The 20158-nt window shown below is 63.4% G+C and carries 24 protein-coding genes and 2 pseudogenes; 10 read left to right on the top strand and 16 right to left on the bottom strand.

Going from position 1 to position 20158, the window contains the following annotated elements:
• From tolB to ybgC, 5 genes and pseudogenes are all read right to left on the bottom strand, one after another.
• Nucleotides 1-243 (bottom strand): annotated as a pseudogene (tolB, locus tag ENZ74_RS03460) (Tol-Pal system protein TolB); the annotation flags it as partial.
• Between the two features lie 40 nt (nucleotides 244-283).
• Nucleotides 284-1441: a TonB family protein gene (locus tag ENZ74_RS03455; RefSeq protein ID WP_013529147.1), complete on the bottom strand. Its 1158-nt coding sequence runs from the start codon at nucleotides 1439-1441 to the stop codon at nucleotides 284-286.
• A gap of 7 nt (nucleotides 1442-1448) precedes the next feature.
• Nucleotides 1449-1901: a protein TolR gene (gene tolR / locus ENZ74_RS03450; protein ID WP_013529146.1), complete on the bottom strand. Its 453-nt coding sequence runs from the start codon at nucleotides 1899-1901 to the stop codon at nucleotides 1449-1451.
• A 10-nt stretch (nucleotides 1902-1911) separates the two neighbouring features.
• Nucleotides 1912-2622, bottom strand: coding sequence for a protein TolQ (gene tolQ, locus ENZ74_RS03445; protein ID WP_013529145.1), 711 nt, complete (start codon nucleotides 2620-2622; stop codon nucleotides 1912-1914).
• 399 nt (nucleotides 2623-3021) lie between these two features.
• Nucleotides 3022-3492, bottom strand: a complete 471-nt coding sequence (ybgC, locus tag ENZ74_RS03440; protein WP_013529144.1) for a tol-pal system-associated acyl-CoA thioesterase — start codon at nucleotides 3490-3492, stop codon at nucleotides 3022-3024.
• 57 nt (nucleotides 3493-3549) lie between these two features.
• On the opposite strand from ybgC, the gene ENZ74_RS03435 reads away from it, so the two are divergent.
• Nucleotides 3550-4800, top strand: coding sequence for a cellulase family glycosylhydrolase (locus ENZ74_RS03435; RefSeq protein WP_063170356.1), 1251 nt, complete (start codon nucleotides 3550-3552; stop codon nucleotides 4798-4800).
• Between the two features lie 12 nt (nucleotides 4801-4812).
• Here ENZ74_RS03435 and ENZ74_RS03430 read toward each other — a convergent pair whose 3' ends face one another.
• The 8 genes from ENZ74_RS03430 to ENZ74_RS03395 form a co-directional block, all read right to left on the bottom strand.
• Nucleotides 4813-5709: a metallophosphoesterase gene (locus ENZ74_RS03430; protein ID WP_063169199.1), complete on the bottom strand. Its 897-nt coding sequence runs from the start codon at nucleotides 5707-5709 to the stop codon at nucleotides 4813-4815.
• A 160-nt stretch (nucleotides 5710-5869) separates the two neighbouring features.
• The gene (gene ruvB, locus ENZ74_RS03425; RefSeq protein WP_063170357.1) at nucleotides 5870-6907 is read right to left on the bottom strand and encodes a Holliday junction branch migration DNA helicase RuvB; all 1038 of its coding nucleotides are present in this window, start codon (nucleotides 6905-6907) and stop codon (nucleotides 5870-5872) included.
• Between the two features lie 43 nt (nucleotides 6908-6950).
• Entirely contained in the window at nucleotides 6951-7571 is a 621-nt protein-coding gene (gene ruvA / locus ENZ74_RS03420) for a Holliday junction branch migration protein RuvA (RefSeq protein ID WP_013529140.1), read from the bottom strand.
• A 15-nt stretch (nucleotides 7572-7586) separates the two neighbouring features.
• Nucleotides 7587-8000: a type II toxin-antitoxin system VapC family toxin gene (locus ENZ74_RS03415; RefSeq protein WP_013529139.1), complete on the bottom strand. Its 414-nt coding sequence runs from the start codon at nucleotides 7998-8000 to the stop codon at nucleotides 7587-7589.
• Between the two features lie 2 nt (nucleotides 8001-8002).
• A complete protein-coding gene (locus ENZ74_RS03410; protein WP_013529138.1) occupies nucleotides 8003-8254 on the bottom strand; it encodes an AbrB/MazE/SpoVT family DNA-binding domain-containing protein in 252 nt (83 codons plus the stop codon).
• Nucleotides 8255-8315: 61 nt separating this feature from the next.
• Nucleotides 8316-8825: a crossover junction endodeoxyribonuclease RuvC gene (gene ruvC, locus ENZ74_RS03405; RefSeq protein WP_063169200.1), complete on the bottom strand. Its 510-nt coding sequence runs from the start codon at nucleotides 8823-8825 to the stop codon at nucleotides 8316-8318.
• Nucleotides 8826-8900: 75 nt separating this feature from the next.
• Nucleotides 8901-9434 carry a DUF1465 family protein gene (locus tag ENZ74_RS03400; RefSeq protein ID WP_013529136.1) on the bottom strand — a complete coding sequence of 178 codons (534 nt, stop codon included), beginning with the start codon at nucleotides 9432-9434 and terminating at the stop codon, nucleotides 8901-8903.
• Between the two features lie 396 nt (nucleotides 9435-9830).
• Entirely contained in the window at nucleotides 9831-10211 is a 381-nt protein-coding gene (locus ENZ74_RS03395; protein ID WP_013529135.1) for a hypothetical protein, read from the bottom strand.
• A gap of 332 nt (nucleotides 10212-10543) precedes the next feature.
• On the opposite strand from ENZ74_RS03395, the gene ENZ74_RS03390 reads away from it, so the two are divergent.
• On the top strand, nucleotides 10544-11095 hold the full coding sequence (locus tag ENZ74_RS03390; protein WP_063169201.1) for a hypothetical protein: 552 nt from the start codon (nucleotides 10544-10546) through the stop codon (nucleotides 11093-11095).
• 34 nt (nucleotides 11096-11129) lie between these two features.
• Here the strand turns inward: ENZ74_RS03390 and ENZ74_RS03385 are convergent, their stop codons facing one another.
• From ENZ74_RS03385 to ENZ74_RS03375, 3 genes are all read right to left on the bottom strand, one after another.
• Nucleotides 11130-11900 (bottom strand): sulfite exporter TauE/SafE family protein, encoded by a 771-nt coding sequence (locus ENZ74_RS03385; RefSeq protein ID WP_013529133.1) that lies wholly within the window; start codon nucleotides 11898-11900, stop codon nucleotides 11130-11132.
• A gap of 118 nt (nucleotides 11901-12018) precedes the next feature.
• A complete protein-coding gene (locus ENZ74_RS03380) occupies nucleotides 12019-12747 on the bottom strand; it encodes a class I SAM-dependent methyltransferase (RefSeq protein WP_024502917.1) in 729 nt (242 codons plus the stop codon).
• Between the two features lie 65 nt (nucleotides 12748-12812).
• Nucleotides 12813-13292: an Lrp/AsnC family transcriptional regulator gene (locus ENZ74_RS03375; RefSeq protein WP_063169202.1), complete on the bottom strand. Its 480-nt coding sequence runs from the start codon at nucleotides 13290-13292 to the stop codon at nucleotides 12813-12815.
• Between the two features lie 135 nt (nucleotides 13293-13427).
• Here ENZ74_RS03375 and ENZ74_RS03370 point away from each other — a divergent pair, with 135 nt between their 5' ends.
• From ENZ74_RS03370 to ENZ74_RS03335, 8 genes and pseudogenes are all read left to right on the top strand, one after another.
• Nucleotides 13428-14345: a DMT family transporter gene (locus ENZ74_RS03370; RefSeq protein WP_027162529.1), complete on the top strand. Its 918-nt coding sequence runs from the start codon at nucleotides 13428-13430 to the stop codon at nucleotides 14343-14345.
• 134 nt (nucleotides 14346-14479) lie between these two features.
• Entirely contained in the window at nucleotides 14480-15127 is a 648-nt protein-coding gene (locus tag ENZ74_RS03365) for a thiamine phosphate synthase (protein WP_063169203.1), read from the top strand.
• 1 nt (nucleotide 15128) lies between these two features.
• The gene (locus ENZ74_RS03360) at nucleotides 15129-16169 is read left to right on the top strand and encodes a tetratricopeptide repeat protein (protein ID WP_013529128.1); all 1041 of its coding nucleotides are present in this window, start codon (nucleotides 15129-15131) and stop codon (nucleotides 16167-16169) included.
• Nucleotides 16170-16343: 174 nt separating this feature from the next.
• Nucleotides 16344-16910 (top strand): elongation factor P, encoded by a 567-nt coding sequence (gene efp / locus ENZ74_RS03355; RefSeq protein ID WP_013529127.1) that lies wholly within the window; start codon nucleotides 16344-16346, stop codon nucleotides 16908-16910.
• A gap of 85 nt (nucleotides 16911-16995) precedes the next feature.
• Nucleotides 16996-17796, top strand: coding sequence for an inositol monophosphatase family protein (locus ENZ74_RS03350; protein ID WP_013529126.1), 801 nt, complete (start codon nucleotides 16996-16998; stop codon nucleotides 17794-17796).
• 122 nt (nucleotides 17797-17918) lie between these two features.
• The gene (locus ENZ74_RS03345; RefSeq protein WP_063170358.1) at nucleotides 17919-18605 is read left to right on the top strand and encodes a hemolysin III family protein; all 687 of its coding nucleotides are present in this window, start codon (nucleotides 17919-17921) and stop codon (nucleotides 18603-18605) included.
• Between the two features lie 104 nt (nucleotides 18606-18709).
• Nucleotides 18710-19735 carry a MotA/TolQ/ExbB proton channel family protein gene (locus ENZ74_RS03340; RefSeq protein WP_013529124.1) on the top strand — a complete coding sequence of 342 codons (1026 nt, stop codon included), beginning with the start codon at nucleotides 18710-18712 and terminating at the stop codon, nucleotides 19733-19735.
• Nucleotide 19736: 1 nt separating this feature from the next.
• A pseudogene (locus tag ENZ74_RS03335) lies at nucleotides 19737-20158 on the top strand (peptidoglycan-binding protein); the annotation flags it as partial.

The raw sequence follows: 20158 nt of genomic DNA, 5'->3' as shown, positions 1-20158 counted from the left end.
AAAGGCGCTCTTGTCGATCGGAGCGAACAGACCCGAACGCTTCAAATCGGCGGTGACGATCTGCGAAATCTGCGCCCCAAGCGCGTCGCCGCCCTGGAAATCCGTGATGGCGATCGGCAGCGGCTCGACGTTGCCCTTGTTGACGTTGAGCTCGACGAGCGCCAGCGCCGGCAACGTGCCTGCCGCGGTCATGCCCATCGCCATTGCTGCGACCATCAGGAGCGGCTTGAGGATTGATTTCATGTCTTCTCGCTTCTCGTACTGATTTTCGGATGACAGGGCCTTAGAGGCCGAGCATCTCCCTTGGATCGAAGGTGACGCGGACGTCGGCCCAGATGTCCTGCTTGCCGGCGGGAACTTGCAGGCCGGTGACATCGCATTTTTGCACCGCACGAACGGCACTTTCGTCGAACTGGCGATTTCCGCTCGACTTTTCGACCGCCGGGCGCCCGTCCAGCTTACCGGATGCATCCAGGTTGAACCGCACCACGACGAGGAAGTTCTCGGAACCTTCAAGGCCGACAGGAAGGGTCCAGCAGCCGCCGAGCTGGCTTTCCAGGGCACCCATTTCGGACCTGGAGAGCTTCTGACCTTGGTCCTTGTCGCCGCCGAGCGACGCCTGCTGGGTCGAGCGCTTGGCGCCGCCGCCGGATGGTTTCTGCTTGTCGAGGAGCGCGGAGATCTCGTCGGCGTTGAATTGCTTGTCATCGGATTTCGGCTTCGACGACGCTTCCTTGACCGGCTTGTCGGCGTCCTTGCGCTCCGGCGCCTTGGCGCTTTCGGCCTGCGCCGGCTGCGGCTTCGGCCGCGCTTCCGGCGCGGGAGCGGAATCCGGCAGCTGCGTCGCCTCGGCGGGCGGCTCCTGCGCTATGGCTTCAGCGACGGCGTCGGGCTTGACCTCGGGCGTCGGATCGATGGCAGCGGTCTTGTCCTGCGGCGGCGGGGTCGGCGCCGGCTTGGCCGGTGTCGGCTTGGGATCGGCCTGCTTGACCGGCTCGGGCTTGACCTCTTCCTTGGGCGTCGGCGCCGGCGCCACTTCCGTTGCCGGGGTAGGCTTGGGCTTCTCCTGCGGCTTCGGCACGTCCTCAGGCTTCGGCTTTTCGATCGGGGTCGGTGCGGGCGGCGGAGCCGAGGTCATGTCGACGGGCTTGGGCTTGGCTTCCGGCGTTATCGGCTTGTCGGTATCGACACTGTTCTCACCGACCTTCTGCGCATCCGGCACAATGTCCGGGCGCTGCGTCGGCACAGGGGCCGGCTTTTCATGCATCACGGCCTTTTTGTCGCCCTGCAACGTCTGCGCAATGGCTTCCATCGGCACGATATCGACCGCGACCGACTCGACGTCGGACGACGGAAGTGCCGCCGGCGCCGTCAGCGTGAACAGGCCGAAGGTCAGCGCCGCCGTATGCAAGATCACCGATGTGGTGAGGCCGGTCTTCATCGCGCGTCTACTGGTCCTGTTCCTGCAGTGAAACCAGGCCGATGTTCTTGTAGCCGGCGGCCGAAATGCGGGCCATCACCTTCATCGCCGTACCATAGTCGGTGGACTTGTCGCCGCGGATGAAGATGCGCTCCTCATAGCCGGTCTTGGAAATTGCCTGCAGCTTGGCTACCAGTTCCTCGATCGGGATTTCGGTTTCCTGCAGGTAAATCTGGCCGGCGGCGTTGATCGAGACGGTGATCGGCTGCGTGTCGGCATTCATCGCCTTAGCCTGCGTATCCGGCAGGTCGATCGGCACGCCGACCGTCAGCATTGGCGCCGCGACCATGAAGATGATCAGCAGCACCAGCATCACGTCGACCATCGGCGTGACGTTGATCTCGGACATCAGTGCATGGTGACGGCCGCGCCGCCTGTGGCCGCGCCCGCCGCGTCCTGCCATGCCCATGGACATACCCATCTGCTACTCCTCAGGCCTTGGGGGCCACTTTTTCATCGATTTGGCGCGAGAGTATGGCGGAGAACTCGTCGGAGAACCCTTCCATGCGCACGGCTATCTTGCTCGCATCGGACGACAGCTTGTTGTAGGCGATGACGGCGGGAATGGCGGCGAGCAGGCCGATGGCCGTCGCCAGCAGCGCTTCGGCGATGCCCGGCGCAACCACGGCGAGACTGGTATTCTTGGAGCCGGCGATCGCCTGAAACGACGTCATGATGCCGATGACGGTGCCGAACAGGCCGATGAAGGGTGCCGCCGAGCCGGTGGTGGCAAGGAAGCCGAGGCGGCCTTCCAGCTTTTCCATCTCGCGGGTCAGCGCCAGGTCCATCGCCTTGTCGATGCGGGTTTGCAGGCCGAGCGGCGACTTGGCGCCCTTCTCGAAACTCTTCTTCCACTCGCGCATGGCCGCCACGAAAATGGCGCCCATGCCGGTGGTCTTGCGATCGGCGAGCGTGCGGTAAAGCTCCTCCAGCGACTGCCCCGACCAGAACACCTGCTCGAACCGGTTGAGCGCCAGCCGCATGCGGGCATAGGAAACCAGCTTGTCGACGATGATCGCCCAGGTCCAGACCGAGGCGCAGAGCAGGCCGATCATGACCAGCTTGACCACCCAGCTGGCCGAAACGAACAGCGACCAAACCGACAATTGCGCGCCCGGATCGGCGAGTGCGATATTTTCCATCGTTACGTCCTTAAGATTTTCCGGGCGAAGCTGGCGGCTGGCCCCTGGCATCCCTTGTGGTCGGTTCGCACGAAGCTACCGGAACAACCCCAAACTGTGCCGTTGTCGGCCTTTTCAGGGCAAATATTGGTGAAAGGAAGGCGTTCGATAACGCCAATCTTCACCAATCTCTTCATGAACCGTTATGGTTAAGGATGGGTTAGTATATAAGGCGCGGCGCATTGCCACGCCCGCACAGTTGTAACGCCATCATCCAAGCGCGAAGTCAGGATGGGTTGAGATTCAGGTCAGGCCGAGCCGAAAGCGGCGGTTTCCGAGAACCGGAGCGGAGGGTACTTGAAGCACCCGAGCACCGGAAGCGCAGGGAATCACCGTTTGCAGGCCGGCATCACCTGAATATCATCCCATCCGGGGCATGAATGCCGCCACCCATTCCTTGGGAAAGCGCCTTGGGCGGCCATTCTCGCCGATGATCGCCGCCTCGACCTTGGCCTCGACCAGCACCTCGTCGCCGCGCTTGAGCTGTTGCGCCATGAAGATGCGCGCGCCGGAAATCTCCTCGGTGCGGGTGTCGACGGTCAGGATGTCGTCGATGCGGGCCGGGCCGCGAAAGTCGATCTCCATGCGGCGCACCACCCAGACTATTCTTTCGCCATGCTTGCCGTCGGCAAGCTCTGTGTGGTGCACGCCGGTCAGCCTGAGATAGTCGGAGCGGCCGCGTTCGAAGAATTCGAGATAGCGAGCATGATAGACGACGCCGGAGAAATCGGTGTCGGCATAATAGACCCGCGCCATCAGCCGGTGGCCGAACGCCGTCAGCGCACCGGAAAGCCCGGCCAGCAGCGTCGCCGATTCACCATGATCGCCCATTGCGCTTCCTTTTTCAGCCCCGACGAGGCACCTGTTTCCCGCGTGACACAGCATCGGATGGCACTGTTGACGGCGATGATCAAGACTTTGATGGCGGCGCTGTTCGTGTTGGTGGCTTTGGCGCTGCCTGGCCAGACCGCGACATTCTCGATGAAGCGCGGCCTCAATCTCGACCAGTGGGTCACCTGGCCCGGCGAGGACCAGTGGGGCGACGCCAAGGCCATCCTGCCCTATCCGGAGTGGCGGAAATTCCTTGGGGAGGACGACCTCAAGGCGTTGAAGGATGCCGGCTTCGATTTCCTGCGCATGCCGGTCGATCCATCGCCCTTTCTGTCCGACCAGACCGTGGCCTTGCGTGACGATCTCTATGCCAGCGTGCTGGACTCGGTGCGCATAATCAACCGCGCCGGGCTCAAGGTGATCGTCGACATGCACCTGATCCCGGCCGGCGGCAGCCGCAAGATCGGAATGGCTGAAGTGATGGGCGACCCACGGACCTTCGACGCCTATGTCGAGATGGTCCGCAAGATGGCCCGCACGCTGGCCAGCGAAGATCCCGCCCAGGTCGCCTTCGAGCCCATGAACGAACCGATCGTGGACTGCGACAGCGACGGCACGAGCCTGTGGCCGGACCGCCAGCGCAAACTGTTCGCGGCGGCGCGATCCTCGGCTACGAAACTGACCCTGGTGCTGACCGGCGCCTGCTATTCCGCCGCGAGTTCGTTGGAAAAGATCGACCCGAAGACGATTCCGGACGACAACGTCATCTGGACCTTCCATTCCTACGATCCGTTTCTGCTCACCCATCAGGGCGCAACCTGGGCCGGAGACTTCATCCCCTATGTGACTGGCCTGCCCTATCCGCTGAGTGCGGTGCCCAAGGCACAGCTCGACGTGACGCTCGACACCATCCGCGCCAGGATCAAGGCCGAGGCGCCATGGACGCGGCAAAGCGGCCTGCTTGCCTATCTTGACGAACAGGTCGCCAGCATGGACACCCCCGACAGACTGCTCGGCTTGATGGATGCGCCGTTCGAAAAGGTCGAGGCGTGGGCGAGGGCCAACGGCGTCAAGCCTGGAAACATCACGCTGGGCGAGTTCGGCATGATCCGCCAGGAATACGGCAATTCCTATGTGATGCCCGCTGGGTATCGGGCCGCCTATGTCAGGGACATGATCGCGCGTGCCGAAGCACATGGCTTCTCATGGTCGGTGTGGAGCTATGGCGGCGCCTTCGGCATCGTCGATGCCTTCAACGGCGACAAGGCCGAGCCGGATGTGATGGACGCGATCAAATCGCTTCACTGAGGCGATTTGGATTTAGCCAAGGTCGATCGACAGGATTTCCGGCCGCATCCCGAAACGCACCGGCAATATGCTGAAACCGAGCCCGCCGGAGACGATCAGATTGCGATCGTTCTCGACGACGTGGCCATAGGCGTAGCGGTTGCCGAAACGCGATGGCACGACCGGCGAATAGCCGAACAGCCGAATTTGTCCGCCATGGGTGTGGCCGGACAGGGTCAGCGAGACGCGCCACGGCACCTTCGGAAAAATATCCGGCTCGTGCGCAAGCAGGATGATGGGCGATGCGTCGCTGACCTTGGCCAACGTGCCGTCGAGATCGTCCAGCCCGGTAAAGCCGGGGCGGTCCCTGGTCGGCAGCAGAGCGAGCTGGTCGGCGAGCCCGGCAATCCACACACCATGCCCATCCTTTTCCAGGCGCACGACATCGTTCTCCAGCACCGGAATGCCGACTTTCTCCAGGGCCTTGCCCGCTACGGTCGGGCCGGCCCCGGCGCGCTGCGCGAAGCCATCTGCCCACCAGTCATGGTTGCCGAGAATCGAGAGCACGCCGAGCGGTGCCTTGAGGTCCGAGAGGGCGGAGGCCCATTGCGACGGCGTCACCGGGCCGGTCACCAACGGCATGCCGGCGATATAATCGCCGAGCAGGACGATCACGTCCGGCTGCAGGGCATTCGCGTCTTCGACAAGTGAGGCGATCCGCTCCGGCGTCATCCATGGCCGGCAGGCATGGATATCGGCAAGCGCGACGATGCGCAGCTTCAGGCCATCAGGCCAATGCGGCGGCGTTAGCGCATAGCGTTTCACATGCGTCAGCAGCATCGGCTCTATGCCGGCCGCATAGGCGCTGAGCGCGGCAACCGACAGAATCGACCCGCCGATGAAGCGCAGGAACCCGCGTCTGGTGATCATTGCGTGGCTCCGGCAAACCATCGGAGCGAGATTGCCCCGGGATGGCACCGCCACCAGAGCCGACGAATGCGCCGGCAAACCGGCGAAGCCGAGGATATTTTGCGCAGGCCGCTCACAGATCCTTTGTCGGCCCGGAACCTGCGCCTGATCGGCCTGAGCGCTATTCTTCCTGGAACAGGTTGATCTGCTGTTGCGCCAGATCCTTCGGCGCGTCGAGGCCGAGATGCCGCCAGGCATTGGCCGTCAGCATGCGGCCGCGCGGCGTGCGCTGGATGAAACCCTGCTGGATCAGATAAGGCTCGATGATGTCCTCGATGGCATCGCGCGGTTCGGACAGGCCTGCGGCGATCGTCTCGATGCCGACCGGCCCGCCGCCGAAATTGCGCGCGATCATGCTGAGGTACCGGCGGTCGAGCGAGTCGAGGCCGAGCGCATCGACTTCCAGCCGGGTCAACGCTTCGTCGGCGATCTTGCGGTCGACATGGCCATCGCCGGCCACCGAGGCGAAATCGCGCACACGGCGCAACAACCGGCCGGCGATGCGTGGCGTGCCCCGCGCGCGCCGCGCGATCTCCAGCGCGCCGTCGTTGCCGAGCGGCATTTGCAGGATACGCGCGCCACGCCGCACGATCTGCTCCAGCTCCTCGACCGTGTAGAAATTGAGCCGTACCGGAATGCCGAAACGGTCGCGCAGCGGATTGGTCAGCAGGCCAAGCCGCGTGGTGGCGGCGACGAGCGTGAAGCGGGCGAGGTCGATCTTGACCGAGCGCGCCGCCGGGCCTTCCCCGATGATCAGGTCGAGCTGAAAATCCTCCATCGCCGGATAAAGGATCTCCTCCACCGCCGGGCTCAGCCGATGGATCTCGTCGATGAACAGCACGTCGCCTTCCTCGAGATTGGTCAGCAGCGCGGCAAGATCGCCGGCCTTGGCGATGACCGGGCCGGAGGTCGAGCGGAAATTGACGCCGAGCTCGCGCGCCATGATCTGCGCCAGCGTCGTCTTGCCGAGACCAGGCGGCCCGACGAACAGCACGTGGTCGAGCGCCTCGCTGCGGCTCTTGGCAGCCTCGATGAACACTTTGAGATTGGCCCGCGCCGCCGCCTGGCCGACGAAATCGTCGAGCGTCTGCGGCCGCAAGGTCTGCTCGGCATCCTCGCCGCGTTTTTCCGGGGCAATCAAGCGGGGCGACAGGCTCATGCCGCCTTCCTTGCACACGGCAAGGGGCTGAACAAGCGGCGGCTCACCGCGCAAGTTCCTTCAGCCCGAAGCGAATCAGCTTCGGCGCATCGGCATCCTCGCCCGCCGTCTTCAGCGCCGCCGCCACCGCATTGGCGGCCGTGTCGCGCGAATAGCCGAGATTGACCAGCGCCGAGACCGCGTCGGTGATCGGCGCGGATGCCACGCCGTCGCCGAGCTCCTGTTTCAGGCCGATGGTGCCCGAAGCGGTTCCGGCATAGGCCGGCGCCTTGTTCTTCAGTTCGGTGACGATGCGCTCGGCCACCTTCTTGCCGACGCCGGGTGCGCGAGAAACCATGGCGATGTCGCGCAGCGCGATCGCATTGGCGAGGTCGGCCGGCGCCAGCGTCGACAGGATGGCCAGCGCCACCTTGGCGCCGACGCCGGGAACATTGTTCATCAGCAGCCGGAACCACTCGCGTTCCAGCACTGACTGGAAGCCGTAGAGCCGCAGCATGTCCTCGCGGACATAGGTCTCGATGAACAGCACCACCGCTTCGCCGGGCGAAGGCAGCGCCGCCAGCGTGCGCGCTGAACAATAGGCGACGTAGCCGACGCCATGGATATCGACGAGGCAATGATCCTCGTCGACCTCGTCCAGCGTGCCCTTGAGCTTGCCGATCATTGGACGCAATCCCCGTTAGGGATGAGTATCGGGCGTGATGAGCTCGACATCTGGAAAGTACTTTCTGAAACCTGCGGGATCGCGAGTAAGAATGGGATAGCCTCGGATGGCAGCGTGAGCCCCAATCAAGAAGTCGGGCATCACCTTCTCTCGAGGTCCGCCCAACCGCCGATAGACCGAGAACGCTCTCGACGCAGCAAAGGCCGCCTCGAACGGGAGACTTTCGCGCCGGAACTCGTCTTCAGGCAAGGCATCATCGACATCGTCTATCGCCTCATAGCGCATCGAAAACTCGGCGTAGATAATCTGATTGATGACCAGGCTGCCTTGCTCGAGGGCAGACACCATTTTGGACCACGACCACTTTGACCAGACGGGATCGCGAACGGCGATATCGACAAGCACGTTGGTGTCGACAAGCGTCGCCAAGATTAGCGATCCCGGGTCAAAGCCATGACGGCATCGGCATTCATTGTCTGATCGCCGCTGCCCTCAAGCCGATCGAGCGCAGCAAGAAAACGATCGAGTCTTTCGCGGTCGGCCAACCGCCCCTTGTCATGCTTCGGCGTGATCGTGATCTTGCCGCCCTCGATGCCGAAGATGACTTCGCTGTTGGCGCCAATCCCAAATGTCTCCCGCAGATCCCGTGGGATTGTCACTTGACCTTTGCTCGTCACACGCATGAAACACCCCTTTCTTACAAGTAAGGATTATTCCAACCCGGTGAACAAGTCAAGAACATCTCTATCCAGCGAGTGCCATCCGGTAGGCCACGCTTTGCCGGTGATGCGCGTGGCAGATGGCGATGGCGAGCGCGTCGGCGGCATGCTCGGTATCGAAAATGGCTTTCGGCAACAGCACCTTCACCATCATGTGGATCTGCTTCTTGTCGCCATGGCCGACGCCGATCACCGCTTTCTTGACTGCGTTAGGCGCATATTCGGCAACGACGAGGCCGGCACGCGCCGGCACCAGCATGGCGATGCCGCGTGCCTGACCGAGCTTCAGCGTTGCCACCGCGTCCTTGTTGACGAAGGTCTGTTCGACCGCCGCTTCGTGCGGCATGGCGGCATGCAGGACTTCGGCAAGCCTGTCATGCAGCTGGCACAGCCGCGTTGCCAGCGCGGCCTTATCGTCTGATTTCACAGTGCCGGAAGCAATGAAGCGCAGCGAATTGCCGAGGCTTTCGACGATGCCCCAGCCGGTGCGCCGAAGCCCGGGATCGATACCGATGATGCGAATCGCTTCCGCCATTTGCCGAGTTTACCTCCGGCGGACAGCGATGCCAGCGAAATGTGAACAAACCGGAAACAGAAGGCGGACCGCGGTCTAACCCCGAGCGAAAGCCGTGTTGAGCAGGCTGATCTGGTCGGAAACCGGGTTGGGGCGGCGAGCCATCGGTTGCATGTCGACCATGGCGCCGGAGCCATAGATCTCGTCGTCCATGCGGCGCACCAACGCTTGCAGGCGCAGCGAGCGGGTGACGAGGTCGAGGAAATCCTCGGGCAGTTCGGCCCAACCGGCGGCTTCGTCATGGGCGGAAGCGGTGTCGAGGCGCACCTTGGACTTTTCCGATGCCACCTGGTCACGGGTCATCTCGCCGGAATTGGCGGCGCGCTGCAAAAGCAGCCAGGAGGCAACCTGCATCAGCCTGGTGGTCAGCCGCATCGATTCGGCCGCGTAGAGCGTGGCGGCCAGCCGCGACAGCTTCTTCGCCTCGGCCCGGCCCTTGCCGTCGAGATATTCGGCGGCCTGTTCGACCAGACCCATGCCTTCCTGGTAAAGCGGCTTGAAGGATTGCGAGAAAACCCGGCGTTCCGCCAGCTTGACGGTTTTCGCACTGCCCTTCGAAGGCTCGTTCATTGATACGCCCCTGCACTTGCAACCGGCCGATTCGGCTCCCTGCCGATACACCCGGAACCCTATCTGACTGAAGCTTGAAAATGCGCTTCGTCACCGGTGAAGGCAAGCACATGTTTAACAGAAGGTTAACGGCACCCCTGTCGGGCGGCCCCGCTGGGGTGCGGACAAAAAAGAGAAATCGAGACAAAAAAAGAGCCGCGGATAAGGCGGCTCTCAGGAGTTTAACAGGGAGGCGTCAAACAAAGTGGCTCCAACCACTCGGTAAGAATCCAGATCACTGGATGGACATAGTAAACACCTGTAAAGCTTAATGAAGCCTTAACGGTGCGGATGTTTTTTGACCGAACGCCGCCATACTGTGCCGTAACAGCACAGCATCTCCTGCGTCAGGCTCGGTCAAGCGGTCTTCCAGACCGCCGGCAAGGCGATGAAGGCGAACAGCAGCATGGCTGCGTAGAAGCCCATCGAGGAGGCCGCCACCAGCGGTTCGATCGCGGCATTGCCGGCAAGCAGGAAATAGAGGCCGATCAGCAGGCCGATGCCGCTGACCGCCGTCAGCCAGAAATGAACTGTGGCGAGCGTCTTCTGCCCGATTGCCGGAAACAAATGGTAGAAGAAGGCGAAGACCGCCGACATCAGCCATCCGGCCACCATCGTGTGGGCGTGGGTCGGCATCTGGCCGTGATCCTGGCTGATCGCCATGTACAGGCCGAGCGCCATGCCGCACAGCGAATAGATGATGGCCAGCGTGAAGAAATTCCGTGCTATCCCTTGCATAATGGTCCCCCGAATTGCCTTTTCCCGCTTGCGGGAATGGGTTGATCGTCAGGCGATTGTTGTCGCCACCGGGCTCCCGGCATTGGCGCACTAATATCGGCAGCGTATCCAGACGATGTCGCGCCAACCCCCTCCCGACGATTCGTACATTAGCAGAAAATCAGATAATGCGTTCACAATCTGCGACCTCGCGCGTTGGCCGTAAGCTGAAACAGAGCCGGATTTTTCGCGACATCGTTCCGAAACAGGCGCCACGCTAAACGCCCGCTCCTCTGACGGCCGGCGCAAATCGGCGCCGCCGCAAACCTGACCGGACACTGCAGGAGCAACCCATGGACTGGTACTCGATCGTCAAATTCCTCCACGTCACTACCGCCATTCTGTGGGTCGACGGCGGCTTCGTACTGTTCCTGCTGGGCATGCTTGCCGAGCGCGCGGGCAACATCGAGGAAAAGCTGCAGGCAATGCGCGCCAGCGGTCAGCTGGGCGGCAGGTTCTTTGCGCCGATGTCGATGCTGACGCTGATCTTCGGCCTCATCATGTGCTGGTTCTGGGTCGGCTTCTCCGATTTGTGGGTACTCATCGGCCTGGCGGGATACGCCACGACCTTTTCGATCGGCATGTTCATCTTCAAGCCGACCGGGGAGCGCATGGGCGCAATGATCGCCAAAGAGGGCGTCACGCCAGAGGTTCTTGCCATCGGCCAGCGCATGATGAGCGCGGCACGTTTCGACTATGCGGTGATGCTGGTGATCATTGCGGACATGGTGCTCAAACCGACCGTGCATGACATCGGCATCCTTGCCGGCATGGTGCTGGTCGTTATGGTCGGCGCGACACTGGCTTTTGGCGGCAACCGTCGTCTGGTGCCAAGCGCCGCCTGACCCCTAATGACGGGGCGGCTGCGCGGCGGCCTTTCTACATCAGGCCGACAATGCCATCCCACAGCAGCTTCAGCGCCACGACCGCGACGGTTGCGTAGGTAAAGGGATAGAAGGTTTCCGGCCGCATGCGGCGCACCAGCCACGCTCCGGCGATGGTCGACAGCGGCGCCAGCGGCATCAGCACCGCCGATGCCGTCAGATTGGCGGTGTCGAACTGGCCGAGCGCGAAATAGGGCACCAGCTTCAGCGCGTTGGTGGCGGCAAAGAAGATCGCTGCGGTGCCCGACAGAACTTTCGGATCGAGACGGATCGGCAAGGCATAGACCTGGAAGGGCGGACCGCCGACATGGGCAACGAAGCTGGTGAAGCCGGCGACCGTGCCCCACACGGCGGCGGCCACGCGGTTGGGCGCGGCCGCGTGATCGGCGCCGTGGCGGAACTGCAGATAGAGCCAGCGCAGGACGAAGATGATGGCGACGGCGCCAACGATCAGCCGCACCGCCTCTTCGGTCACCAGTGCCGCCGTAAGCCAGCCAAGGCCGATGCCGATGACGGCGCCCGGCATCATGTCGACCAGCATCTTGCGGTCGTAAACGCCCCACCACGTCCACACCGAGACGATGTCCATCAGGCACAGGATCGGCAGCAGGATGGCCGCCGCCTGCACCGGCGGCATGGTCAGCGCCATCAGCGGCACGCCGACGAAACCGACGGCACCGCCAAAGCCGCCCTTCGACAGGCCGACCAGAATGACCGCCGGAATGGCGGCCGCATAGAACCACGGATCGAGAAGCAGGCCTGACATGGGAGGGGACTGGTCCGGAGGGAAAGCGTGTCGACGCTTGAATAGCCCAGAATGTCGGGCGGAGCGACAGCAAATATGAGCGTGGCGGCTGCACATGCGGGCCGACGCAGGCCTGTGCCTACCGACGCGCCGAGACCAGCAGGAACATCGGCCGCTCGAGCTCTTCCGCCAGTTCGGGTTTGGCCGCGATCTGCTCTGATGTCGGACGGAACTCCTCGACATGCGCGATGGTGAAGCCGGCCTGCAGGAGAGCGTTGAGCGTGGTGCCGATCGTGCGGTGATGTTTCACGACGCCCTTGGCCAGCCAGTCCGTGCTGCGCGGTCCTTCCACCAGATACTGGTCGACAGGCCACGTCTTTCGGCCTTCGCTATCGATCACCCAGCCGGGTTTGGTCGGCGCCATGAAGATCGGATGTTCCGTCGAAAAGACGAAATGCCCGCCAGGCGCCAGGGCCCGATGCACGGTCCCGAACAGACGCGACACATCCTCGACATAGTGCAAGGCGAGCGAACTGTAGACGAGATCGAAGCTGGCTTCCGGCAGGCTGAGCCGATCGAGATCGGCCGTCTCATAGCTTATCCCTGCATCCGGGCCGGCGGCCCTTGCTCGGGCAAGCATCTTCTCCGACAGGTCCAGGCCAAGCACCTGCGCCGCCCCATGCTCGCGTGCCCAGCGGCAGAACCAGCCGAAGCCGCAGCCGAGATCGACGACCCTCAAGCCGCCGACATCGGGCAGCATCGCGCGCATTGCCGGCCACTCGGCGGCACCCTCCAGCCCTTCGACCGAACGGCCGAGTTGGCTGTAGCCTGCGAAGAAATCCTCACGGTCGTATATGTTCTGCGCCATGACAGTCTCGGTCTCATTTGGTCGGCACACTAACCAAGCGGCCACCGGCTTTCCACCCGGCTCGATCAGGAGGCATGCAAGACCTTTGCCCTATCCCGAGAAGCAGCCGCGTCGAGCGGTGGCGGCCGCCGCCGGATCGGCTGCGCCTTGATGATGGCGGTGCTTGTCTCCGCCTTGTCGGCGATACGGTCGAGAATCCCGTCGAGATCGCCGATCGAGCGTACGAACAGCCGGGCGACGAAGCAGTCATCGCCCGTTACCTTGTCGCATTCGCCGAATTCGGGGATGTCCTCGATCAGCTTCTGAACGATGTGCAGCTTGCCCGGCAGAGGCCGGATGCGCACGATCGCCTGCAAGGTATAGCCGAGCGCGAGCGGATCGATCTCGACGGTGAACGCCCGGATGACGCCGCGCTCCTCGAGTCGTCGCAGCCGCTCCGAAACGCTTGGCGACGACAGCCCGACCTGGGCGGCCAGCTCCTTCAGCGAGGTCCGCGCATCCTTGATCAGGATTTCAAGGAGATTTCGGTCGAGATCGTCCAGCATCTTTTTCCTTTTCCCGACAGCTTGGAGCTTTCTCCTAATATAATTAGGCCAATAGGCCATACACCCTTTCCAATCTGATGGAAAGCTTCGCGACCGCATGAGATTATGGCGGCTCAACCGATAAGGAGGTTTGTTGTGAACGAGACAGTACGCGGCACGGTCGAAATGTCCGCCGCAATGGCCATCCTGGGAACGATCGGATGGTTCGTCGTCCTGTCCGGCCAGCCGATCATGGATGTGGTGTTTTGGCGTTGCGCTTTCGGCGCGCTGACGCTGCTCATCATCTGCGCCGGGCTGGGGTTGCTGCGCAACAGGCTGTCGCTGCGCATCATCGGCATCGCCGCGCTCGGCGGCGTCGCCATCGTCGTCAACTGGCTTTTGCTGTTCAGCGCTTTCTCGCGCGCGTCGATCTCGATCGCCACCGCCGTCTACAACACGCAGCCCTTCATGCTGGTCGGCTTCGGCGCGCTCTTCTTCGCCGAGCGGCTGAGCCTGACCAAGCTGACCTGGCTGACCATCGCCTTCGCCGGCATGGTGCTGATCGTGCAGTCGGCTCCCGATGCCGGCCCCAATGCCGGCATGGCCGGCACGGATTATTTCACCGGCATCGTCATGGCATTGGGCGCGGCCTTCTTCTGGGCCGTCGCCGCCATCGTCACCAAGAAGCTCAAGGGCACGCCACCGCATCTGATTGCGCTGATACAGGTCTGCGTCGGCGTCGTCATGCTGGCGCCGTTCGCCAATCTATCCCGGCTTCCAGCCGATGCCTGGAGCTGGACCATGCTGGCGACGCTCGGCATCGTCCACACCGGCCTGATGTACATACTGATGTACGGCGCCATCCAGAAGCTGCCGACGCATCTGCAGGGATCGCTGTCGTTCATCTATCCCGTCGTCGCCATCCTGGTCGACGTCGTCGCCTTCGGCCATCGGCTGCATCTGAGCCAGGTCGTCGGCGCCACCGCCATCCTGATCGCCGCCGCCGGCATGAATCTCGGCTGGACGCTGTGGAAGGGCAAACCGCCCGTCGCGAGCCCGCACCCGATCAAGTGAAGCGGCCCGCCGGCTGCCCGGCGGATCAAACATCGCGATCCCGACTGCCCGCCTGTTCAAGGCGGGCACTTTGCTCTATGCCGCAATCCAACCATCTTCGCCCGGCATAGGCGAAACGCGGGACCCGAAGAACCATGAATGAAGCAACGCCCCCCAATCGCTGTCGCATCGTGCTGATCGCGCCGCCCGGCGTGCCGGCGGCCCGTATTGTCACGGCATTCGATGGTGGCGATGTCGCTTCGCTGATCCTGCCCGAGAACGGCATGGATGAAGCCTCGTTCCAGGCTTTCGCCGAACGGATCGTGCCGGCAGCGCAAGCCGCCGGCGTTGCTGTCATCATCGCCGGCGACACCCGCATAGCCGGCCGCGTCCAGGCCGACGGCATCCATGTCGAAGTCTCCAAGGCCGAACTCGCCGAGACAATCGAGCATTCCCAGGCAAAGATGATGGTCGGCACCGGAGGCGCCAAGACGCGTGACGACGCGCTCGAGCTTGGCGAGACGCGGCCAGACTACATTTTCTTCGGCCGCTTCGGCTACGACAACAAGCCCGAACCGCACCCGCGCAACCTGTCGCTCGGCGCATGGTGGGCGGACATGATCCAGATCCCTTGCATCGTCATGGCCGGATCCGACATCGCCTCGGTCGAAGCCGTGGGCGCCACCGGCGCTGAATTCGTGGCGCTGTCGAGCGCCGTGTTCGCCGACGGCACCGACCCCAGGACAGCGGTCGCCACCGCCAACGCGCTGCTCGACGAGACTGCGCCGCGTTTCGAGGACTGAAATGTCATCGGCGACGCTTCCCCTCCAGGCTCTGCTTGCGGTGCTGATGGTCCAGGCGGCGGCCGCGGAGACCATCCCCTTGCCGCAGCCCAAGCCGGAAATCGGCGTCCACACCGATAAGCCGATCGACAAGCCGTTGCCGCAGCCCGCCACCACGGCCGAGCCTGCGCCGCTGCCGTCGGCCGACGCCGTCAATCCCGACCGCTTCGGCGCAAAACCCGCCGACGCGGCCTATGGCGCCTTCCAGCGCGGCCTCTACAAGACAGCTTACAATCTGGCATTGGTCCGGGCGCAAAACGGCGACCCGGCGGCGCAGACCCTGGTGGCCGAGATCCTGTCGCGAGGTCTCGGTGTACCGGTCAATTCGGCGCAGGCGGCGAAATGGTACGCCTTGGCCGCCGAACAGGGTGTGCCGGAATCGCAGTTCCAGTATGCGCTGATGCTGCTCGACGGCCGCTATGTCAAAAAGGATGGAAAAGAGGCCTACGCCCTGATGCAGGCCGCAGCCGAAGCCGGCAACCGGCTGGCGCAATTCAATTTCGCGCAGATGCTGGTCCAGCAGGACCCCGGCGACGCCGGTATGGCCAAGGCGGTCTCCTACTATGAACGCGCCGCTGCGACCGGCCTCGCGGACGCGCAATATGCAATGTCGCAGATCTACGCCAACGGTGTCGGCGGCAAGCCACGCGACGATGCCCAGGCAAGGCGCCTGCTGGCGCAGGCCGCAAGGCAGAACTACGACACCGCGCAAATCGATCTCGCCGCCTGGATGATCGAAGGCCGCGGCGGTGCGCGCGACCTGAAATCCGCCTTCGGCTGGATGAAGCAGGCGGCGGAGGGCGGCAATGTTGCCGCCCAGAACCGCCTGGCCAAGCTCTATATGCAAGGCATCGGCACCGATCCGGACCTGGTCCTTGCCGGTGCCTGGTACATCATTGCCCGCCGCGCCGGCCTCATCGATCCGCAGATGGACGACTTCCTGCAGGGGCTGGACGACGACCAGACCAAGCAGGCGCTGCAGAAGGCCAACCGGCTGCCTTGACGGCGGCCCGCGCGGTCATTGCGAGTGTCGCCTCGGCTGCCCTCGCCTGGCACCAACCTGCCCGCTCCCTTGCCTCTTCTGGCGATTTGTGGTCTTGGGAGCCCGAAATCGCTTTCCCAGCGAATATCCCTTACCGACGGCGTGGCCGTAGGCATCATTCCGGATCATCTCATCATGGCCAAGATCAATGGCAACGAAATCCGTCCCGGCTATGTCATCGAGCATGATGGCGGCCTTTGGGTGGCGGTCAGGACCAACACCGTCAAGCCTGGCAAGGGCGGCGCCTACAATCAGGTCGAACTGAAGAACCTCATCAACGGCACCAAGCTCAACGAGCGCTTCCGCTCGGCCGAGACGGTCGAACAGATCCGGCTCGACCTGAAGGATTTTTCCTTCCTCTACGCGCAGGAAGACGCCCTGGTGTTCATGGACACCCAGAGCTACGAGCAGCTCGAATTGAACAAGGACTTCGTCGGCGATCGCGCCGCCTTCCTGCAGGACGGCATGATGGTAACGGTCCAACTCTACGAAGAGCGGCCGATCGGCATTTCGCTGCCCGACTATGTGACGCTGACCATCACCGAGGCCGACCCGGTGGTGAAGGGCCAGACGGCGGCATCGTCCTACAAGCCGGCGATCCTGGAGAACGGCATCCGCGTCCTGGTGCCGCCCTTCATCGGCGCCGGCGAACGCATCATCGTCGACACCAACGAAATCACTTACGTGCGCCGCGCCGACTGACGCATGTCCCCCAACAGTGGCCCGGTTCCGGGTCACCGACATGCATCGAGGCAGAATTTAAAGCGCAGCACCGGGAAAAAGCACTATGGCACGCTCAGCCCTTCTCAACGTCATGGTCCAGGCCGCAATGAAGGCCGGCCGCTCGCTGTCGCGCGACTTCGGCGAAGTGCAGAACCTGCAGGTCTCGATGAAGGGCCCCGGCGACTATGTCAGCCAGGCCGACCGCAAGGCCGAGGACATCGTCTTCGCCGAACTGTCCAAGGCACGGCCCGGCTATTCCTTCCTGATGGAGGAGCGCGGCGTGGTCGAAGGCGACGACGGCCAGCATCGCTGGATCGTCGACCCGCTCGACGGCACCACCAATTTCCTGCACGGCATTCCGCTCTTTGCCGTTTCGATCGCGCTGGAGCGCCAGGGCCAGATCGTCGCCGGCGTCATCTACAATCCGGCGATGGACGAACTCTACACCTGCGAACGCGGCGGCGGCGCCTTCATGAACGACCGCCGCTTGCGCGTCGCCGGCCGCATCAAGCTGGTCGACACGGTCATCGGCTGCGGCATGCCGCATCTCGGCCGCGGCCACCACGGCAATTTCCTCGTCGAGCTGCGCAACGTCATGGCCGAGGTTTCCGGCGTCCGCCGCCTCGGCTCCGCATCGCTCGATCTCGCCTATGTCGCTGCCGGCCGCATGGATGGCTTCTGGGAAACCGGCCTGTCTGCCTGGGATATCGCCGCCGGGCTGCTTTTGATCCGCGAGGCGGGCGGCTTCGTCTCCGACATGGATGGCGGCCAGGACATGCTCGACAACGGTTCGGTCGTCGCCGGCAACGAGATCATCCAGCGCGCTTTGCTCAAGGTCGTGAAGAAGCCGCTCTCCTCTCGTTGACAGGCAAGCCGCGCCGACAAACCGCCGCGCTGATGCGCCGCAGTCGCAAAACCGCAACGGAAGCTTGAAATACTGCCCGGCGAGCGCCCAGATTGGAGGGCGCGGCGCAGGAACCCGGCTTAGTGAGAGACAACGAACCCTACCCCGATATCCCGTTCATCGGACGCTGGCACTATTCGCGTGCCGAGATGATCGCTGACGGTATCGTCCACGCGGTCGGCATCGTGCTGGCGATATCGGCCGGTTCCGCGCTGCTGGCGCTGGCGGCGTTTCGTGTCGGACCCGGCGAATACATCGCCGCCGCCTTCTACGTGGTTTCGCTGCTCACCGTGCTCTCGGTGTCGATGACCTACAATCTGTGGCCGGTCTCGTCGCCGGCAAAATGGGTGTTGCGGCGTTTCGACCACGCCGCGATCTATCTGCTGATCGCCGCGACCTATACGCCTTTCCTGGCGCAGCTCGAAGGCTCGCCGCTGGCGCGCTGGATGATCGTGCTGGTCTGGACCGCGGCAGCGCTGGGCATTGCCGTCAAGGTGTTCTTTCCCGGCCGTTTCGACCGGCTGGCGATCGGCTTCTATCTCGCCATTGGCTGGAGCGGCATCATCCTGGTCAAGCCGCTTGTCCAGACGCTACCGACGACATCGATAGCGCTGATCGTTGCCGGCGGCATCGTCTACTCCTGCGGCGTCATCTTCTTCGCCTGGAAGGGGCTGCGCTTCCACAATGCGCTGTGGCACGGTTTCGTCGTCACCGGCGCCAGCCTGCATCTGGCCGCCATGGTCGACTGTCTGGTCATCAATCGCCTCTGACACTATCGACGCGGCAATATTGCCAAGCGCCATTCAATTTGGTCACAATTCCGTTTAGAGTCGCGGTTTACGTGATCGGCGGCGGCATCGGAAACGGGGCACGGATGGCTTTTCTCAGATCCTTCGGCATGGGCAGACGTTCTGATGTCCTGATCTACGACCCGCATAAATTATCGAGCCCGCAGGTCTTTCTGCTGACCATGGTGATCTTCCTGGTCATCGTCGCCTTCATCGCCGCCATCCTCACCCGACAGATCTCAACCGCCTTTGGCAGCAATCCCGGCCTCAATGGCCTGATCGTCGGCGTGCTGGTGGTCGGCATCCTTTTGGCCTTCGCCCAGGTTGGGCGACTGTTTCGCGAAGTGCGCTGGGTCAACTCCTTCCGTGCCGGCTCGGAGACGACCGAACCGGTGCTGCTGGCGCCGATGAAGGCGATGATCGGCCGTTCCTCGGCGATGGCCTTCTCGACCAGTTCGATGCGCACCATGCTCGATTCCATCGCCACGCGCCTCGACGAAAGCCGCGACACCTCGCGCTATCTCGTCGGCCTGCTGGTGTTCCTCGGCCTGCTCGGCACCTTCTGGGGACTGTTGAACACCATCGGCTCGATCCGCGAAACCATCGAATCGCTCGATCCCGGCACCGGTGACGCCGCCGCGGTGCTCGATTCCCTGAAGCAGGGGCTTTCGGCGCCGCTGGCCGGCATGGGCACCGCCTTCTCGTCCTCGCTGTTCGGCCTCTCCGGCTCGCTGGTGCTCGGCTTCCTCGACCTGCAGGCCGGCCGCGCCCAGACGCGCTTCTACACCGAACTGGAAAACTGGCTTTCCTCGGTCACCGACCTGTCGTCGGACATCGTCGTCGCCGACCCGGCCAAAACCGAATCCTCCGACGAGATCCGGGTGCTGTCGGAACGGCTGCGCTCGATGCAGGAGAATGGCGGCGGCTCCAACCCGCGCGTCGCCACCGCCATGGCCAATCTCGCCGACGGCATTTCCGGCCTGGTCAAGAATATGCGCTCGGAACAGCAGATCATGCGCGACTGGGTCGAGGCCCAGTCCGACGAGCAGAAGGCGATGCGCAACACGCTGGAAAAGATCGCCGATGCCCTGAAGAAGCCCGGAGTGCACTGAAGTGGCGCTCGCCAGGGGCCGGCGCACCGATCGCCGCATCGACTACTGGCCGGGCTTCGTCGACGCGCTGTCGACGCTGCTTTTGGCGATCATGTTTCTGCTCACGGTCTTCGTGCTGGCGCAGTTCCTGCTGGGACGCGAAATCTCCGGCAAGGATACGGCGCTCTCGCGCCTCAACTCGCAGATCAACGAACTGACCCAACTGCTGGCGCTGGAGCGCTCGACGGCGCAGGACAAGGATGATTCCCTGGCCAATCTGCAGGCGTCGCTGTCGGCCGCGCAAGCGGAAAAGAGCCGGCTCGAACGATTGCTGGCGCAAGGTGCCGGTGCCGGCGACGCCGCCAATCAGCGTGCAGCGGCGCTCGGCGGCGAACTCGACAGCCAGCGCCAGATCAGCCAGCAGGCGCTGAGCCAGGTCGAGAT

The organism is Mesorhizobium sp. M7A.F.Ca.CA.002.15.2.1, from assembly GCF_003998715.1.
GTDB lineage: Bacteria > Pseudomonadota > Alphaproteobacteria > Rhizobiales > Rhizobiaceae > Mesorhizobium > Mesorhizobium ciceri.
The sequence above is the reverse complement of the archived record's forward strand: the minus strand, read 5'-3'. Positions and strand labels throughout refer to the sequence as shown.

Excerpts from the sequence above, each read along its gene's own strand:
- ENZ74_RS03455 (WP_013529147.1), bottom strand. The coding sequence starts at position 1,441 with ATGAAGACCGGCCTCACCACATCGGTGATCTTGCATACGGCGGCGCTG.
- tolR (WP_013529146.1), bottom strand. The coding sequence starts at position 1,901 with ATGGGTATGTCCATGGGCATGGCAGGACGCGGCGGGCGCGGCCACAGG.
- tolQ (WP_013529145.1), bottom strand. The coding sequence starts at position 2,622 with ATGGAAAATATCGCACTCGCCGATCCGGGCGCGCAATTGTCGGTTTGG.
- ybgC (WP_013529144.1), bottom strand. The coding sequence starts at position 3,492 with ATGGGCGATCATGGTGAATCGGCGACGCTGCTGGCCGGGCTTTCCGGT.
- ENZ74_RS03435 (WP_063170356.1), top strand. The coding sequence starts at position 3,550 with ATGGCACTGTTGACGGCGATGATCAAGACTTTGATGGCGGCGCTGTTC.
- ENZ74_RS03430 (WP_063169199.1), bottom strand. The coding sequence starts at position 5,709 with ATGATCACCAGACGCGGGTTCCTGCGCTTCATCGGCGGGTCGATTCTG.
- ruvB (WP_063170357.1), bottom strand. The coding sequence starts at position 6,907 with ATGAGCCTGTCGCCCCGCTTGATTGCCCCGGAAAAACGCGGCGAGGAT.
- ruvA (WP_013529140.1), bottom strand. The coding sequence starts at position 7,571 with ATGATCGGCAAGCTCAAGGGCACGCTGGACGAGGTCGACGAGGATCAT.
- ENZ74_RS03410 (WP_013529138.1), bottom strand. The coding sequence starts at position 8,254 with ATGCGTGTGACGAGCAAAGGTCAAGTGACAATCCCACGGGATCTGCGG.
- ruvC (WP_063169200.1), bottom strand. The coding sequence starts at position 8,825 with ATGGCGGAAGCGATTCGCATCATCGGTATCGATCCCGGGCTTCGGCGC.
- ENZ74_RS03400 (WP_013529136.1), bottom strand. The coding sequence starts at position 9,434 with ATGAACGAGCCTTCGAAGGGCAGTGCGAAAACCGTCAAGCTGGCGGAA.
- ENZ74_RS03395 (WP_013529135.1), bottom strand. The coding sequence starts at position 10,211 with ATGCAAGGGATAGCACGGAATTTCTTCACGCTGGCCATCATCTATTCG.
- ENZ74_RS03390 (WP_063169201.1), top strand. The coding sequence starts at position 10,544 with ATGGACTGGTACTCGATCGTCAAATTCCTCCACGTCACTACCGCCATT.
- ENZ74_RS03385 (WP_013529133.1), bottom strand. The coding sequence starts at position 11,900 with ATGTCAGGCCTGCTTCTCGATCCGTGGTTCTATGCGGCCGCCATTCCG.
- ENZ74_RS03380 (WP_024502917.1), bottom strand. The coding sequence starts at position 12,747 with ATGGCGCAGAACATATACGACCGTGAGGATTTCTTCGCAGGCTACAGC.
- ENZ74_RS03375 (WP_063169202.1), bottom strand. The coding sequence starts at position 13,292 with ATGCTGGACGATCTCGACCGAAATCTCCTTGAAATCCTGATCAAGGAT.
- ENZ74_RS03365 (WP_063169203.1), top strand. The coding sequence starts at position 14,480 with ATGAATGAAGCAACGCCCCCCAATCGCTGTCGCATCGTGCTGATCGCG.
- ENZ74_RS03360 (WP_013529128.1), top strand. The coding sequence starts at position 15,129 with ATGTCATCGGCGACGCTTCCCCTCCAGGCTCTGCTTGCGGTGCTGATG.
- efp (WP_013529127.1), top strand. The coding sequence starts at position 16,344 with ATGGCCAAGATCAATGGCAACGAAATCCGTCCCGGCTATGTCATCGAG.
- ENZ74_RS03350 (WP_013529126.1), top strand. The coding sequence starts at position 16,996 with ATGGCACGCTCAGCCCTTCTCAACGTCATGGTCCAGGCCGCAATGAAG.
- ENZ74_RS03340 (WP_013529124.1), top strand. The coding sequence starts at position 18,710 with ATGGCTTTTCTCAGATCCTTCGGCATGGGCAGACGTTCTGATGTCCTG.